This window comes from Dactylosporangium sp. NPDC049525, from assembly GCF_040676755.1.
GTDB lineage: Bacteria > Actinomycetota > Actinomycetes > Mycobacteriales > Micromonosporaceae > Dactylosporangium.
Map to the genome: position 1 here is coordinate 814,818 of NZ_JBFAPO010000001.1, position 16,467 is coordinate 831,284.

Here is a 16,467-nt window from a genome sequence, read left to right on the forward strand (position 1 = left end):
GGTGCTAGTGAAGCGGCCGGGCGCCACCGGGCTCGGCGTTACCGCGACCCTCCCTGAACGGTGCCGGCCGATCCGGTGCCACGGCGGACTGGTTCGGCGCAGGCGAGCAGCTTCCCGCGCGGCATGAACTCGATCGCCGTCGCCGCCCCGATCTCGGCCATCGGCGTGAACGTGTGCCCGAGCGCGCCCAGCGCGGTGCCCGGCCCGGCGATGAACGCGGGCTCCGCGACCACCGCCGCCGTGTTGCGCTGCGTGGCCCGCGGCGCCGCGAGCGCCTCCGGCAGCGTCATGCCGAGGTCGATCCGGTTGATCAGGATCTGCAGCACGGTGGTGATGATCGTCGAGCCGCCGGGGGAGCCGAGGGCGAGGAACGGCCGCCCGTCCTGCAGGACGATCGTCGGGGCCATCGAGCTGCGCGGCCGCTTGCCGGGGCCGGGCAGGTTCGGGTCGTCGGCGGGGGTCTGGGTGTTGGTGAAGTTGAAGTCGGTCAGCTCGTTGTTGAGCAGGAAGCCGCGGCCGGGCACCACGATGCCGTTGCCGCCGATCTGCTCGATGGTGAGCGTGTATTCGACGACGTTGCCCCACTTGTCGGCGACGGTCAGGTTGGTCGTCGACTTGCCGAAGTCGGTGCTCGCGCCGCCGGCGGCCGTCGCGCACGAGTCGTAGCGTCCGTCCGGCACGCCCGGCGGCACCGGCTTCGTGGCGGCGTGCAGCGGGTCGATCCGGCAGGCCCGTTCGGCCGCGAACCCGTTGGTCAGCAGCGCGTCGAGCAGCGGCCGCGGGGTGTAGTCGCCGACGTAGCGGTTGCGGTCGGCGAACGCGAGGGCGCTGGCCTCCAGGTAGCGGTGCAGCGCCTGGGTGCGGTCGAGCTTGCCGAGGTCGGAGCGTTCGAGGATGTTGAGCGCCTCGCCGACGGTCGAGCCGCCCGAGGACGGGGTGGCCATGCCGTAGACGTCGTAACCGCGGTATTCCATGTGGGTCGGGGCGGGGCGGCGGACCTCGTAGGCGCGCAGGTCCGCGAGGGTCATGCCGCCGGGGCGGATCTCGTACTGCCACGGCAGCGTGGGGCTGGCCGCGACCGGCGGGTGCTGGACGGTCTGGACGATGTCGCGGCCCACCTCGCCGCCGTAGAAGGCGTCGATGCCCCGGCGCGCGACCAGGTCGTAGGTCGCGGCAAGGTCCGGGTTGCGCAGTGTGCTGCCGACCGCCGGCGCAGCGCCGCCCGGCAGGAACAGCGCCGCCGTCGGCGTGAACTGCGCGAACGCGGCGGCATTGTCGCTGACCTGGGTCGCGAACGTCTGGTCGACGGTGAACCCGCGCCGCGCGACGTCGCTCGCCGGCCGCAGGTTGGTCGCGAGGGACCGCTTGCCCCACCGGCGCAGCGCGGTGTCCCAGGTCGCCAGGGTGCCCGGCACGCCGGCGGAGATGCCGCTGACCCGGGCCTCCTGGAACGCGTACGGCAGGCCGGTCGCGGGGTTCACGAACGCCGACGACGTCATCGACCGCGGTGCGGCCTCCCGGCCGTCCAGTGTGGACACCTTGCCGCTGCGGGCGTCGTAGTAGACGAAGAACCCGCCGCCGCCGATGCCGGAGGAGAACGGCTCGGTCACGCCGAGGGTCGCCGCGACCGCGACGGCCGCGTCGACGGCGTTGCCGCCCCGGCGCAGCACGTCCAGGCCGACCGCGGTGGCCGTCGGATCGACGGAGCTCACCGCCCCGCCATAGCCGCTCGCCGTAGGCCCGGCAGCAGCCGGCGCACCGGCAAAGGCCGGCGCACCAGCAAAGGCCGCGCCGAATAAGGACGGCACGAGCAGGAGTGGGGTCAGAACGAGCGGGACGAGCCTGCGCACGGTGCCTCCCGGAGGATCGACGGCGATCGTTCCTCCTGCCTACCGTCCCGGCGCGCCGGGCACAACCCGGAACGTGCGACGGTACGCGCTCGGGGCGACCCCGATCGTGGTCTGCAGGTGCTGGCGCAGCGACGCGGCCGTGCCGAGCCCGGACCGGCGGGCGATCTGCTCGACCGCCAGGTCGGTGCTCTCCAGCAGGCCACGGGCGTGATCGACCCGCTGCTGCAGCAGCCACCGGGCCGGGCTCACCCCGGTCTCCTCGCGAAAGCGCCGGGTGAACGTGCGCACACTCATCGTGGCGTACCCGGCCATGTCCTGCAGCGTCAACGGCTCACCAAGCCGCTGCAGCGCCCACGCCCGCGTCGGCGCGGTCGTGGTGTCGGTGGCCCGTGGCAAGGGCCGCTCGATGTACTGCGCCTGGCCGCCCTCCCGCCACGGCGGCACGACGCTGCGGCGGGCCGCCCGGTTGGCGACCTCGCTGCCGAAGTCGGTGCGCACCACGTGCAGGCACAGGTCGATCCCGGCGCCGACCCCGGCCGAGGTCAGCACGTCGCCGTCGTCGATGAACAGCACGTCCGGGTCGAGCTTGACCTGCGGGTACAGCGCCCTGAACTGCTCCGCCCAGCCCCAGTGGGTGGTCGCCGGGCGGTCGTCGAGCAGGCCGGCCGCGGCGAGCACGAACGCGCCGGTGCAGATCGACATGACCCGGGCGCCGCGCGCCAAGGCGGCCTGCAAAGACAAAGCCACGGCGGGCTCGATGGTGGCGTCCTCGACCGGGCCGCCACGGTGGATGCCGGCCACGATCACCGTGTCGGCCACCGAAGTGATCTCCAGGCCGTGCTCGGGCAGCACCTGGAATCCGGCCGCACTGCGCACCGGCAGTCCACCTGGGCTGCACACCTGGATGCGGTACCGGCGGCGACCGTCGTCGTCACGGGCGGCCCCGAAGATCTGCGACGGCGTGCCCAGGTCGAATGCCACGACGCCGTCCAGCGCGATCACGGCCACGAGGTGCTTCTCCATGGCCCGATTCTTGCGCACTATGGCTGTCGGGCCACTCGTCCGCCGATACCAATTCCAAGATTATTGTTCTGTGAAACGTATCCACCCTGCTTGGACCGTCGCCGTCGTCGCGTTCGTCGCGCTGGTCGGCGCGGCAGGCTTCCGCGCCACACCCGGCGTGATGCTGCACCCGCTGCACGAGGAGTTCGGCTGGTCGCTGGGGACCATCTCCCTCGCCGTCTCGATCAACCTGCTGCTGTTCGGGCTCACCGCGCCCTTCGCGGCCGCGCTCATGGAACGCTTCGGGATCCGGCGGGTAGTGGCGTACGCGCTGCTCCTGGTCTCCGCGGGCAGCGGGCTCACCGTGTTCATGCGGCACAGCTGGGAGCTCATCGCGCTGTGGGGTGTCCTGGTCGGCCTCGGCACCGGGTCGATGGCCCTGGCGTTCGTCGCCACGATCACGGGTCGCTGGTTCGTGAAGCGCCGCGGCCTGATCACCGGGGTGCTGACCGCCGGCGGCGCGGCCGGACAGCTGGTGTTCCTGCCGCTGCTCGCGCTGCTGGTCGACGCCCGCGGGTGGCGCGCGGCCGCGCTGACGGTCGCCGGGGCGGCGCTGCTGGTGGTGCCGCTGGTCCTGTGGCGGCTGCGGGACCACCCGTCCGAGCTGGGCGTGACCGCGTACGGCGCCGACCCGTCGGACGTTTCGCCGCCGCCGGTGCCGACCGGTGGCGCGGCCCGGCGGGCGCTCGGCGCGCTGCGCGACGCGTCGAGGGTGCCGGCGTTCTGGCTGCTCGCCGGCGGGTTCGCCATCTGCGGGGCGACGACCAACGGGCTCATCGGCACCCACTTCATCCCCGCCGCCCACGATCACGGCATGACCGAGCCGGTGGCGGCGTCGCTGCTCGCGCTCATCGGCCTGTTCGACATCGTCGGGACGATCGCGTCGGGCTGGCTCACCGACCGCATGGACAGCCGCATCCTGCTCGGCTGGTACTACGCGCTGCGCGGCGCCTCGCTGCTGGTGCTGCCGGTGCTGTTCGCGGCGACGGTCCGGCCGAGCATGGTGGTGTTCATCCTCTTCTACGGCCTCGACTGGGTGGCGACGGTGCCGCCGACCGTCGCGCTGTGCCGCCAGTACTTCGGCGCCAGCGGCCCCGTGGTCTTCGGCTGGGTGTTCGCGTCGCACCAGTTCGGGGCGGCGATCGCGGCGACCACGACCGGCCTGCTGCGGGACCGGCTCGGCAACTACGACCTGGCCTGGTACATCGCGGGCGGGCTGTCCATCTCCGCGGCGGCGCTGTCCCTGCTGCTGTTGCGCACCCGGCGGGGCATCGCGGTGCCCGCCAAGGTGGCGGTGGCCGCCGCCTGACGCGACGCACGACGCGACGACCAACGCCGGCCGATCGGGCTCTCCTGATCGGCCGGCGTCTGCGATGTCGCCGGTGTCTCCGGTACCGCGGTCAGACGGCCCGACGGCGGGTGCGGTTGGCGAGCAGCAGGCCGCCGCCCGCGAACGTCATCGCGAGGCCGAGCTGCAGCATCGCCGCGACGGGCGGGCCGGTCACGGCGAGCGAGTTCGGACGCCGGGTGGTGGCGGTGCCCGCCGCGACCCGGATCGCCATCTTCAGGCTGTGCGGCAGGCCGTCGGGGTCGACCCCCGCGGCGACCAGCGAATGGCCGCCGGCCACGAGGTCGGCGGGCACCTTCACCGGCTTGCTGAAGTTGCCGAGGCCGTCGGTGACCGCGCTGCCCAGGTTGATCGGCTGCGAATAGATGATGATCGTCGCGGTCGAGTACGGCATGAAGCCCGTGCCGATGACCACGATGTCCTGGGACGGGACGGCGGTGGTGATGATGCCCTTGTCCGTGGTGAGCGTCAGGTTCGTGTCGGGCACCGTGGTGCTGATCGGCGGTGCCGTCGGCGTCACCGGGTTGGACGGTCCCGCCGGCGACGAGTTGGCGCCCACGCCCCTGGCGACGACCGTGACCGTGTACGTGACGCCCGCGACCCCGCCCATCACGCACGACGTGTCGGACGCCGAGCCGGTCGAGCACGTCGCGTTGCCCGGGCTCGCCGTTGCGATGTACCCGGTGACGGCCGACGTGTCGGCCGGCGGCTGCCACTGGGCGCTGATCTGCGCCACCCCGGCCGTCGCGGTGACCTGACCCGGCGCCGGAGCGGGCGTCGGATCCGGGGTCGGGTCCGGGTCCGGGGTCGGGGTCACGACCGGCGGACCGACCGTGAACGAGCGCGTCACCTGCGCCGCGGCCTCGTACCCGGCGCTGCCCTGCTGGTTGGCGGTGATCGTGCAGGTGCCGGGCGTCACCAGGGTGGCGGTGCCGCCGCTGACCGTGCACACGGCCCCGGTCGAGCTGATCAACGTCAGTGGCAGGCCCGACGTGGCCGCCGCGGCCAGTGCTGCGGTCTTCTGGGAGACCGCGACGTTCGCCGGCTGGTCGAACGTGATCGTCTGCGGCGCCTTGTTCACCTGCAGCGTCGGCTCGCAGATGTCCTCGGCACGGGCCGCCGCCTCCCCGCAGTTGCCTTCCAGGTTGCCCTCCACGCCGGTGGTGACGCTCAGCGCGGCGTTGAAGATCGTGTACGCGCCCGCCGCCGCGGAGGTGACCTGGAAGGTGGCCGCGCAGAGTGACGGGAACCCCGTCATCGACGCGCCGATCAGCGTCACGGACGAGGCGCCGGCGGTCGCGGTGAGCGTGCCGCCGCAGTCGTTGGTCGTGGCACCCGCGGCGACGACGAGCCCGGCCGGCAGGTCCAGCTGGTAGGCGAGCCCGCTGGACACGGCGGTGGCGTTCTCGTCGGTCCGGGTCATTGCCACCGTCAGGGTCGACGTGCTGAACGCGTCGACGGTGTCCGGGCTGAAGGCCGCGACGACCTGCGGTGGCGCGGTGAGGACGGTCAGCGTCTGCGGCGTCTGGCTGGTGGAGACCACGGCGGTCAGGCCGGTGAACTTCGCCGCGTCGAAGACGAACAGCCCGGACGTGAGGCTCCTGACCGGGAGCTTGATCGTGCAGGTGGTGAAGGTGTCGAAGATCGTCGCCCCGACGACGGTGAAGGTGGTGTCGCCGGCGGAGCCGGTGACGGGGCTCGCGGCGCAGTTGTTCACGACGCTGGCGTATGAGCGGGTGAGGCCGGTCGGCAGCGTGATCACGTAGCCGAGGCCGGTGGCGTCGCCGCAGTCGGTCGGCCTGGTGAGCGTCACGTCGAGGGTGGTGTCCTCATGGTCCGCGACGGTGGCGACGGACCAGACGGCGGTGGCCGTGATGGTGCTGGTCTCGACGCAGGTGGCGATGCTCGCCCCGCCCGTCGTGCTGGGTGTGGCGGCGATGGTCAGCGGCCGGGCGAAGTCGACCCGGTCGGCGCCGGCCTTGGGGGCCTGCTTCGCCCCGGCCTTCGCGGCCTTCGCCTTCTTCGCCAGCTTGGCGTCCTTGGCCTGCTTGGCGTCCCTGGTCTTCTTGGCGTCCTTGGCTTTCTTGGCGTCCCTGGCCTGCTTGGCGTCCTTGGGTTCCTTGGCTTTCTTGGGCTCCTTGCTGTCGGTGGCCGGCTTGCCGGTGCCGCCCTGGTGTGTCGCTGACTTGTGCGCGCCTGCCTTGTGCGCGCCGGCGGTGTGGCCCGCGGCGTCGGACCTCCCGGCCGCGAACGCCGTCTGTGGCACCGCGACGGTGCCGCAGACGACGAGCGTCGCCGTCGCGACCCAGCGGATGGTTCGAATTCGGAACTGCATGGTCCCCCCGTAGAGGGGTCGCCCGACACGAGCGTGGACGACCCCTGTAGGGGAATTTACGTCAGATATCCGATTTGTTCTTGATTGAGCCGGTAATCCAGGTCAGGAGTGATCTCCAGCGTGTCCATCTGCGCGCGCTGCAGCCGGCCGGAGTAGTCCCAGTTCATCGACTGCCAGCGGGTGAACTGGTCCAGCACCCACACGCCCGACTGGCGGCTGCCGTTGCCCGACTTGCCGTTGCCGCCGAACGGCAGGTGGGCCTCCGCGCCGGAGGTCGAGTTGTTGACGCTGACCATCCCGGCCCGGGTGCGGCGCCGGAACGTGAACGCCTTGCGCGGGTCGGTGGTGTAGATCGCCGCGGACAGCCCGTAGCCCGGGGCGTCGGCCAGCTCGATCGCCTCGTCGAGGGTGCCGTAGCCGGTGACGCCGACCAGCGGGCCGAAGGTCTCCTGCTGGAAGATCTTGTCCTCCGGGCGCACGCCGTGGACCAGCACCGGATGGTGGTAGAGGCCCGCCTCCGGGTCGCCGACGAACCCGTCGCGTGGGTTGGCGGCACTGATCCTGCCGACGCCGGACGAGCCCGACACCCGGTGGTGGCTCTCGACCCAGTCGAGGAACTCGCCGAACCGGGCCTCGAACCGCTCCGTCATCAGCGGGCCGTAGAGCACCGACGGGTCGGTGGGGTCGCCGATCGGCGCCAGTCGTACCGCATCCTCGAGCCGCGCGGTGAACTCGTCGAGGACGTCTTCGTGCACGATCAACGTGCCCAGTGAGGTGCAGCGCTGGCCGGCGGTGCCGAACCCCGCGAACAGCGCGCCGTGCACGGCGAGGTCCAGGTCGGCGTCCTCGGTGACGATCATCGGGTTCTTGCCGCCGAGCTCCAGGCAGGCGCTCTGCAGGTGCCGGCCGGCGAGCTCGCCGATGCGCGCGCCGACCTCCGAGGAGCCGGTGAACCCGATCTTGTCGACCAGGCCGGCGTCGAGGGCCCGGCCGAGGCCGGCGAACGCCGTCTCACCGTCGGCGAAGACCACGTCGAACACCCCGTCGGGCACCCCGGCGCGCCGGATGAGCTGGGCGAACGCGTCGGCGCAGGCGGCGGAGTACTCGGCCGGCTTCCACACCACGGCGTTGCCGCACAGCAGCGCGGGCACCACGTACCAGCTGGGGACGGCGACGGGGAAGTTGCCGGCCGTGATGATCGCGGTGACCCCGACCGGCACGCGGAACGTGAACAGCTGCTTGTCGGGCATCTCGCTCGGCACGGTCTGCCCGTAGAGGCGGCGGCCCTCGCCGAGGAAGAAGTCGCAGGTGTCGACGATCTCCTGCACCTCGCCGCGGGCCTCGGCGATAGTCTTGCCGACCTCCCGCGTCACCAGCGACGCCAGCTCCTCGAAGTTGGCCTCGACGAGGCGGCCCAGGTTGGCGATCACGCGGCCGCGCACCGGTGCCGGCACGTCCGCCCAGTCACGCTGCGCGCGGCGGGCGGACCGGCACGCGGCCACGAACGTGTCGGCGTCCGCGAGGGCGACCTCGGCGACGACCTGGTCGAGGTGGGCCGGGTCGATCGAGCGGTAACGGGCAACGCCCTGCGCGTCGACGGATCTGCCGCCGACGGTGGAGACGAGGAGACGGGTCATTGCTCCATCTTGCCGTGGGGCGTGTCCGCCGGGTGCTGGGACGTCGGCGGCGGTGCGAACGCCAGCTCGCCGCCGAACTGGTCGTGCAGCCGGACGTCGTAGTAGTCGGCGGCGTCGGCGACCCAGTCGCAGGCGTTGCTCAGCTCGGTCGCGTCGAGCGTCTCGGCCATCAGCTCATAGGACGCGATGACGGACTCGTCGCGCCAGAACAGCCGGACGAAGTTGAGCCGGCCGTTGAGCTCGTTGAGCTCGGTCAGCAGCTTCGGCGAGCAGGCCAGCCGGCGCAGCAGCGGGGAGAAGACCCGCACGAACGGCGGATCGTTGGCGACCAGGCGCAGGTAGACCACGGCCGTGCCGCTGCGGATCGCGGCAGGTGTCGCGCTCAGGTCGGCCGGCACCGGTTGCCCACCGAGATAGTCGGTGAGCAGGCGGTGCACTCGCGTGCGCACAGCGGCGTCGATCGACACTCTGTACACCTTATCGAACGAGCGCATCGTCGCTCAGCCCGTCTTTCCGGGACGGCCCGGCGGCAGGAACCCGCGCCGGCGGGCCTCCTTCACCCACCGGTGCGCGGTGCTGACCGGCACGCCGTGCTGGTCGGCGAGGTCGCAGGCGGGTCGCGGCGAGTCCTGGGCGAAGTCGAGATAGACGTCGGCCACCTCGCGGTAGAAGACGTCGGGGCGCCCCCGGGACCGGCCGCCGGCGGCGGGAGCGGCCCGGGACACCGCGAGGGCCGGCTCGACCATCTCCCACCCGGCGTCGACGGCGACCGGCGGCGCGACCGGCCGGCGGCGCGGGTTGAGCACCGGTGGCGTGTCGACCGACTCGTGGACGACCGCAAGCTGCGCGTTGGCGGCGGCCTCGATGCGGCCGACGGGGATGGCGCGCAGCAGGTCGGCGCTCGGGCTGCCGTCGATGCGCAGCCCGGTGAGCACCAGCCGACCACCCATCGCGACGCCGACCCGCACCTGGACGGTCTGCGCCAGGGGCGGCTCCTGGCGCCATTCATACCAGCCATCGGCGACTGGAAAGAGCCGGCCACGCACCCGGCAAATCTAGACCACGAATTCTCAAATCAACAATTGCGCGAACCTAGACGTCTAGATACGCTGATCTGGACACGCCAGCCAGAAGACTTCACGGGGGTGGTCGGAGTTGACGATGCATGGCCGTGCATCGATCGATTCCGGCCGAGGTCAGCGGGGCACGTTCGCGTCGATTGGGGGATCACGGGGCGACGCGGATGGGCGGTTGCCGGGCGGATGCGCAGCAGTGCGCGTTCCGCCCGGCGACGTCGGTGACGAGCTGCGGTCGCGGAGTCTCGCCGGGCTCCGCGACCGTTCCGTCGCCGAGGGGGCGTCGGACGGAGCGCCAGACGTGAGTGCCCGACGATCAGCGGACGACGGTCAGGGGCTGGCGGTCAACGGCCGACGAAGAAGATGAACACTCCGGTCAGGACGACGCCGACGCACAGCAGCGACACCGTTGCGATCGTGATGAGCACCCAGATGACCGCGCCGACCCTGCGGCCGGGGTTGATCTCGATCGGCGCCTCGGCGGCAGCGCGATGACCGGCGGCGTCGTGTTCGGCTGTTTCGAGCTCGCCGGCCAGCTCGTGCGGGTCACCCAGCAGGTCGAGGACGGAGCGCACCTCGGACTCCGACGCGTGGGCCGCCGGAGCCTGCTCGGCCCGCCGGGTCTCGGCGAGCTTGGCGGCGATGTGGTCGCTGAGATCGGCGAGCAGCTCGTCGCGACGGGCGGCAGGCACGCCGTCCAGAGCCTGCTCGACGGCGCGCAAATAGTCGTTGACCAGGCCATCGTAGGTGTTCATGGCGTCCCCGTCCGGAAAAACTGGCACTCTCCAGCATGATCAGTAAGACTTTTCCCGCAGGCAGGCACTCCTGGAGGGGAGCGATGTGAGTCCACCGACCCGCTGGCTCGACGCCGACGAACAACTCGCCTGGCGTGCTTTCTACACCGCCACGACGCAACTCATCGACCGGCTCGACCGCGAGTTGCAGCACGACGCGGGCATGCCGCACGCCTACTACGAGATCCTTGTCGTGCTGTCGGAGTCACCGGGACGCACCCGGCGGATGAGCGAGCTCGCCGACCTCACCCGCTCCTCCCGTAGCCGGCTCAGCCACGCGGTCACCAAGCTCGAGGCCCGCGGCTGGGTGCGCCGGCGCGACTGCGACGACGACAAGCGCGGGCAGTTCGCCGACCTGACCGAGGTCGGGTTCGCCGCCATCGAGGCCGCCGCCCCCGGGCACGTGGAGACGGTGCGCACCCACCTGTTCGACCCGCTCACTCCGGAGCAGGTGGAGCAGCTGCGCAAGATCAGTGAGGCGATCACGGCCTCGCTCAAATAACGCCGGGCGAAGGACAGGCAACGACGGGGGTCGCTGCGCGGCAAGCCTTGTGTCGATCATTCTGTGTCGATACGTTCACGGCCTGCCGCGAGATGATGAGGCCCCGCCATGAAGCGTCTGAAACTCACGCAAACCATCGCCGCCGCGGGCATCGCCGTGGCCATGATCGCCGCGGTGCCGGGCAGCGTCCCGACGCTCCCGGACCAGGCGAAGGCGCCCAGTGGCTACGCCGACGGCGTCCCGCAGTGGGAGGGCGAGCCGTCGATCGCGAGCCTGCTTGCCGGCTCCACCGAGCGGCATGCCGAGCAGTTCTACTTCGTGCTCCCGGACCGCTTCGCCGACGGCGACCCGGCCAACAACACGGGCGGTCTGCCCGGCGACCGGTTGAGCACCGGCTACGACCCGGTGGACAAGGGCTTCTACCACGGCGGCGACCTCAAGGGCGTCATCAGCAAGCTGGACTACATCGAGCACCTGGGCACGACCGCGATCTGGCTCGCGCCCGTGCTGAAGAACCGGCCGGTGCAGGGCAGCGGCGCCGACATCTCCGCCGGCTACCACGGCTACTGGACCACCGACTTCACCCAGATCGACCCGCACTTCGGCACGAAGGACGACCTCAAGCGGCTGATCCGGCTCGCGCACGGGCGCGGCATCAAGGTCTACCTCGACGTCATCACCAACCACACCGCCGACGTCATCCGGTATGCGCAGAACCAGTACACGTACCGGAACAAGACCGACTACCCGTACAAGGACGCGGCCGGCAACAAGTTCGACGACCGCGCCTTCGCCGACGGGCAGCACGGGTTCCCGCCCGTGAACACGCAGTCGTTCCCCTACACCCCGGTCTTCGCGAATGAGGCGGACAAGACGGCCAAGAAGCCGGCCTGGCTCAACGACCCGCTGATGTACCACAACCGCGGCGACTCCACGTTCAGCGGCGAGAACAGCGAATACGGCGACTTCTTCGGCCTCGACGACCTGTGGACCGAGCGTCCCGAGGTGGTCCGCGGCATGACCAAGATCTACGCCGACTGGGTCAAGGACACCGGCATCGACGGCTACCGCATCGACACCACCAAGCACGTCAACCTGGACTTCTGGCCGCAGTTCGTCGACGGCATCGACAAGGTCGCCAAGCCCGACTTCTTCATGTTCGGCGAGGTGTACGACGCCGACCCCGAGTTCGACTCGATCTACGTGCGCAAGGGCCGGCTCCCGGCGACCCTGGACTTCCCGTTCCAGCAGGCCGCGACCGACTACGTGGCGCGGGGCGGCTCCGCGGCGGGGCTCGCCGGCGTCTACGCCAAGGACGACCTGTACACCTCCGCGGGCACGACCGCGGGGACCCTGCCGACGTTCCTGGGCAACCACGACATGGGCCGCATCGGCATGTTCGTCGCCGGCGGCGGCACCGACCCGGCCAGCCACCTGCGCCGCGACCAGCTCGGCCACGAGCTGATGTTCCTCACCCGCGGGCAGCCGGTCATCTACTCCGGCGACGAGCAAGGCTTCACCGGCGCCGGCGGCGACAAGGACGCCCGGCAGGACATGTTCCCGAGCGTCTCGCCCGACTACCTCGACGACGACCTGCTCGGCACCGACACGACCCACGCCACCGCGCACTACGACGAGACCCACCCGATCTACCGCACCATCGCCGACCTGGCCCGGCTGCGGCAGGCGCACCCGGCGCTCAAGCAGGGCGTCCAGGTGACCCGCTACGCGGCGCAGGGCGCGGGCGTCTTCGCGTTCTCCCGGATCGACCCGCAGCAGCGGGTGGAGTACCTGGTCGCGACCAACAACGCGACCACGACCCAGACCGTCACCGTGCCCACCTACATGGCGAGCACCACCTTCGACCGGATCTACCCGGCCGGTGGGGGGATCGCCGCGTCCGCCGGCGACGGCGGGCTGCAGGTCGACGTCCCGCCGCTGAGCACCGTGGTGTTCAAGGCCCGCGGCGCGATCGCCAAGCCGGCCGCCAAGCCGACGGTCAAGCTGGTCGCGCCCGCCGCCGGGCAGCCGGTCCCGGGCCGCGCCGAGGTCAAGGCGGAGGTCACCGGCGACCCGCTGTCGACGGTCACGTTCGCCGCGAAGGTCGGCAACGGCCCGTGGAAGCTGCTCGGCACCGACAACGCCGCACCGTACAGCGTCTACCACGACCTCGACGGGCTGCCGGCCGGCACCCCGCTGACGTACAAGGCGGTCGTGCGGGACGGGTCCGGTCGCACCGCCGAGACGAGGATCACGGCGAAGGTCGGCACGCCGCCGAGCGCGGCCGCGCCCGACTACGCGATCGTGCACTACCAGCGTCCGACCGGCGGTTATGACCCGTGGAGCCTGTACGCGTGGGGCGACATCGAGTCGCCGATGACATGGCCGGTCGGTGCCCCGTTCGCCGGGGAGGACTCGTACGGGCGCTTCGCATGGGTCAAGCTGAAGCCGGGAGCGGCGAATGTCGGTTTCCTCGTGGTCGACTCCGGCGGGGTGAAGGACGTCGCCGTCGACCGTTCGCTCGACCCGACGAAGACGCCGGAGATCTGGCTCAAGCAAGGAGACGCGACCATCTACACCTCACAGGCCGCGGCCACCGGCACCGTCGCCGTGCACTACGGGCGGCCCGACGGTGACTACACCGGCTGGGGCCTGCACCTGTGGGGCGACGGCCTCGCGCCCGGCACCGGCACCGACTGGTCCGCGCCGCGCCAGCCCGACGGCACCGACGCCTACGGCGCCTTCTGGCACGTGCCGGTGACCGACCCGGGCAAGCCGGTCAACTTCATCGTCCACAAGGGCGACGTGAAGGACCCCGGCGCCGACCAGTCCGTCCTGCCGAGCCGGCAGGGCGAGGCATGGGTGCGTTCCGGGGACGCGACGGTGCACCCGACCCGCGCCGCCGCCGAGCACACCGCGGTGCTGCACTACCGCCGCCCGGCCGGCGACTACACCGGGTGGGGCCTGCACGTCTGGACCGGCGCCGCGACCCCGACGGAGTGGGCGAGCCCGCTGCCGCCGGAGGGCTTCGACGCGTTCGGGGCCCGGTTCCGCGTACCCCTCGCCGACAACGCCACCACGCTCAACTACATCGTGCACAACGGCGACACCAAGGACCTGCCCAGCGACCAGGCGCTCGACCTCGTCACCGTCGGGCACGAGGTGTGGATCCTGTCCGGGCAGGAGCGGTACCTGCTGCCGATCCCGCCGCAGGGCACCCCCGACACCGACCTGACCAAGGCCAAGGCGGTGTGGGTCGACCGCGACACCATCGCCTGGCGGGCCGGGCCGACCGACGGGCACAGCTACGAGCTGCTGTCCGCGCCCGCCGGCGGGCTGTCGGTGGTCGACGGGCAGGTGGTCGGCACCGCCACGGCCCTCGCCATGCGGGCGACCGGCAGCCTGACCGAGCCGCAACGGGCGAAGTACCCGCACCTGTGGGCGTATCAGGCGTTCCACGTCACCGGTGACCGCACCGCGATCGCCACGGCGCTGCGGGGGCAGGTCGTCGTCGTCGAGCGCGACGCCGCCGGCACCGTCACCGAGGCCAGCGCCGTGCAGGTCGCCGGGGCGCTCGACGACCTGTACGTGGGTGCCGTCGGGGCCAAGCTCGGCCCGCACTTCGAGGGTGGCCGGGTCGCGGTCAGCGTCTGGGCGCCGACGGCGCAGAACGTCGTGTTCGAGCTCTTCGACGACCCGGCCGCCCAGCCGGTGCTGAAGCCGATGCAGCGCGACGAGCACACCGGCGTGTGGAGCGTGGTCGGCGACCGGACCTGGAAGGGCCGCTACTACCGGTTCCGGGTCACCGCCTGGCAGCCCGCGGTCCGGGGGGTGACGACGGCGTCGGTGACCGACCCGTACTCCGTGTCCCTGGCCGCGAACTCCACCCACAGCCAGATCGTCGACCTGTCCGACGCCGCGCTGCAGCCGCCCGGCTGGTCCGCGGTGCGCAAGCCGCCGGCGCCGTCCCGGCCGCAGATCCAGGAACTGCACGTGCGGGACTTCTCCGTCGCCGACACCACCGTGCCGCAGGAGCAGCGCGGCACGTACCTGGCGTTCACGCAGGCGCAGTCGGCGGGCATGACGCACCTGCGGGAGCTGGCCCAGGCCGGCGCGTCCTACGTGCACCTGCTGCCGGTCTTCGACATCGCCACGATCCCGGAGCGGCGGGCCGACCAGCTGCAGCCGCCGTGCGACCTGGCCGCGCTGCCACCGGACTCCAGCCAGCAGCAGGCCTGCATCGCCCAGATCGCGGAGCAGGACGGCTTCAACTGGGGCTACGACCCGTTCCACTACTCCACCCCCGAAGGGTCCTACGCGACCGACCCGCAGGGCACCCCACGGATCAACCAGTTCCGCCAGATGGTCGCCGGGATCAACGGCGCCGGGCTGCGGGTCGTCGTGGACGTGGTCTACAACCACACCACCGCCGCCGGCACCGACGCGCACTCGGTCCTCGACCAGATCGTGCCCGGCTACTACCACCGGCTGCTCGACGACGGCACCGTGGCCAACTCGACCTGCTGCGCCAACACCGCGCCGGAGAACGCGATGATGGGCAAGCTGGTCGTCGACTCGGTGGTGCTGTGGGCCAAGCAGTACAAGGTCGACGGTTTCCGCTTCGACCTCATGGGCCACCACCCGAAGGCCAACATCCTGGCGGTGCGCGCCGCCCTGGACCAGCTGACCCTCGGCAAGGACGGTGTCGACGGCAAGAAGATCCTGATCTACGGCGAGGGCTGGAACTTCGGCGAGGTCGCCAACGACGCCCGCTTCGTGCAGGCGACCCAGACCAACATGGCCGGCACCGGGATCGGCACGTTCAACGACCGGCTCCGCGACGCGGTCCGCGGCGGCGGCCCGTTCGACGGCGACCCGCGCATCCAGGGGTTCGCGTCCGGCCTGTACACCGCGCCCAACGGCGACCCGGCCAACGGCAGCACCGCCGAGCAACGGGCCAGGCTGCTGCACTACCAGGACCTGATCCAGGTCGGGCTCACCGGCAACCTCGCCGCCTACGAGTTCGTCGACTCCACCGGCCACCGGGTCACCGGCGCGCAGGTCGACTACAACGGCTCGCCCGCCGGGTACACGAGGCTGCCCGCCGAGGGCGTCACCTACGTCGACGCGCACGACAACGAGATCCTGTATGACGCCCTCGCCTACAAGCTGCCGCCCGGCACGACCGCGGAGCAGCGGGCGAGGCTGCAGGTGCTCGCCCTGTCCACGACGGTGTTCGGGCAGGGGACCGGGTTCGTCACCGCCGGCTCCGACCGGCTGCGCTCCAAGTCCCTGGACCGCAACTCGTTCAACTCCGGCGACTGGTTCAACCAGATCCGGTGGGACTGCGCCGGCGGCAACGGCTTCGGCGCGGGCCTGCCACCGGCCGCCGACAACCAGGACAAGTGGTCCTACGCGCAGCCGCTGCTGGCCAACCCGGCCCTGGTGCCCGACTGCGCCGCGATCGACCTGGCCGAGGCCCGCTTCCAGGAGCTGCTGCGGATCCGGGCGAGCTCGCCGGCGTTCGCCCTCGGCACCGCCGCCCAGGTCCAGCAGCGGGTGGCGTTCCCGCTGTCGGGCCCGTCGGCCACGCCGGGCGTGATCACGATGACGCTGGACGCCCGCGGTCTCGACCCGCGGTACCGCACCATCGTCGTGGTCTTCAACGCCGGCGTGACCGCCGCCACGCAGACGGTCGGCGGCTACACCGGCGCGCAGTTCGCGCTCCATCCGATCCAGGCGGCCTCGGCGGACCCGCTGGCGCGGCAGGCCACGTTCGACGCCGCACACGGCACGTTCACCGTCCCGGCCCGCACCGTCTCGGTGTTCGTCCAACCCGCATAACGGCACTGCACCGGCACCG

General features: G+C 71.7%; 10 protein-coding genes. 3 read left to right on the forward strand and 7 right to left on the reverse strand.

Translation table 11 applies throughout. The annotated features are described in order from the left end of the window. Positions 1-38: 38 nt before the first annotated feature. Together ggt and AB0K00_RS03725 are read right to left on the reverse strand one after the other, a co-directional pair. Positions 39-1,808, reverse strand: a complete 1,770-nt coding sequence (ggt, locus tag AB0K00_RS03720) for a gamma-glutamyltransferase (RefSeq protein ID WP_363515061.1) — start codon at positions 1,806-1,808, stop codon at positions 39-41. A gap of 81 nt (positions 1,809-1,889) precedes the next feature. Beyond that, on the reverse strand, positions 1,890-2,873 hold the full coding sequence (locus AB0K00_RS03725) for a helix-turn-helix domain-containing protein (protein WP_363514656.1): 984 nt from the start codon (positions 2,871-2,873) through the stop codon (positions 1,890-1,892). Between the two features lie 19 nt (positions 2,874-2,892). Between AB0K00_RS03725 and AB0K00_RS03730 the strand changes: the two genes are divergently transcribed. Continuing rightward, positions 2,893-4,221, forward strand: coding sequence for an MFS transporter (locus AB0K00_RS03730; protein ID WP_363514659.1), 1,329 nt, complete (start codon positions 2,893-2,895; stop codon positions 4,219-4,221). Positions 4,222-4,312: 91 nt separating this feature from the next. Here the strand turns inward: AB0K00_RS03730 and AB0K00_RS03735 are convergent, their stop codons facing one another. From AB0K00_RS03735 to AB0K00_RS03755, 5 genes are all read right to left on the reverse strand, one after another. Then, entirely contained in the window at positions 4,313-6,595 is a 2,283-nt protein-coding gene (locus tag AB0K00_RS03735) for a fibronectin type III domain-containing protein (RefSeq protein ID WP_363514662.1), read from the reverse strand. 56 nt (positions 6,596-6,651) lie between these two features. Beyond that, positions 6,652-8,232: an aldehyde dehydrogenase family protein gene (locus AB0K00_RS03740; protein ID WP_363514665.1), complete on the reverse strand. Its 1,581-nt coding sequence runs from the start codon at positions 8,230-8,232 to the stop codon at positions 6,652-6,654. Further along, positions 8,229-8,699, reverse strand: a complete 471-nt coding sequence (locus AB0K00_RS03745; protein ID WP_363514668.1) for a hypothetical protein — start codon at positions 8,697-8,699, stop codon at positions 8,229-8,231. Before AB0K00_RS03745 ends, AB0K00_RS03740 begins: the two co-directional genes overlap by 4 nt. A 33-nt stretch (positions 8,700-8,732) precedes the next feature. Next, on the reverse strand, positions 8,733-9,278 hold the full coding sequence (locus AB0K00_RS03750; RefSeq protein ID WP_363514670.1) for a hypothetical protein: 546 nt from the start codon (positions 9,276-9,278) through the stop codon (positions 8,733-8,735). Between the two features lie 374 nt (positions 9,279-9,652). Continuing rightward, on the reverse strand, positions 9,653-10,063 hold the full coding sequence (locus AB0K00_RS03755; RefSeq protein WP_363514673.1) for a hypothetical protein: 411 nt from the start codon (positions 10,061-10,063) through the stop codon (positions 9,653-9,655). An 85-nt stretch (positions 10,064-10,148) separates the two neighbouring features. Here AB0K00_RS03755 and AB0K00_RS03760 point away from each other — a divergent pair, with 85 nt between their 5' ends. Both AB0K00_RS03760 and pulA read left to right on the forward strand, forming a co-directional pair. Next, positions 10,149-10,604: a MarR family winged helix-turn-helix transcriptional regulator gene (locus tag AB0K00_RS03760; protein ID WP_363514676.1), complete on the forward strand. Its 456-nt coding sequence runs from the start codon at positions 10,149-10,151 to the stop codon at positions 10,602-10,604. Between the two features lie 108 nt (positions 10,605-10,712). Then, a complete protein-coding gene (pulA, locus tag AB0K00_RS03765) occupies positions 10,713-16,448 on the forward strand; it encodes a pullulanase-type alpha-1,6-glucosidase (protein WP_363514679.1) in 5,736 nt (1,911 codons plus the stop codon). Positions 16,449-16,467: the final 19 nt, after the last annotated feature.

Excerpts from the sequence above, each read along its gene's own strand:
- AB0K00_RS03725 (WP_363514656.1), bottom strand. The coding sequence starts at position 2,873 with ATGGAGAAGCACCTCGTGGCCGTGATCGCGCTGGACGGCGTCGTGGCA.
- AB0K00_RS03730 (WP_363514659.1), top strand. The coding sequence starts at position 2,893 with ATGGCTGTCGGGCCACTCGTCCGCCGATACCAATTCCAAGATTATTGT.
- AB0K00_RS03735 (WP_363514662.1), bottom strand. The coding sequence starts at position 6,595 with ATGCAGTTCCGAATTCGAACCATCCGCTGGGTCGCGACGGCGACGCTC.
- AB0K00_RS03740 (WP_363514665.1), bottom strand. The coding sequence starts at position 8,232 with ATGACCCGTCTCCTCGTCTCCACCGTCGGCGGCAGATCCGTCGACGCG.
- AB0K00_RS03755 (WP_363514673.1), bottom strand. The coding sequence starts at position 10,063 with ATGAACACCTACGATGGCCTGGTCAACGACTATTTGCGCGCCGTCGAG.
- pulA (WP_363514679.1), top strand. The coding sequence starts at position 10,713 with ATGAAGCGTCTGAAACTCACGCAAACCATCGCCGCCGCGGGCATCGCC.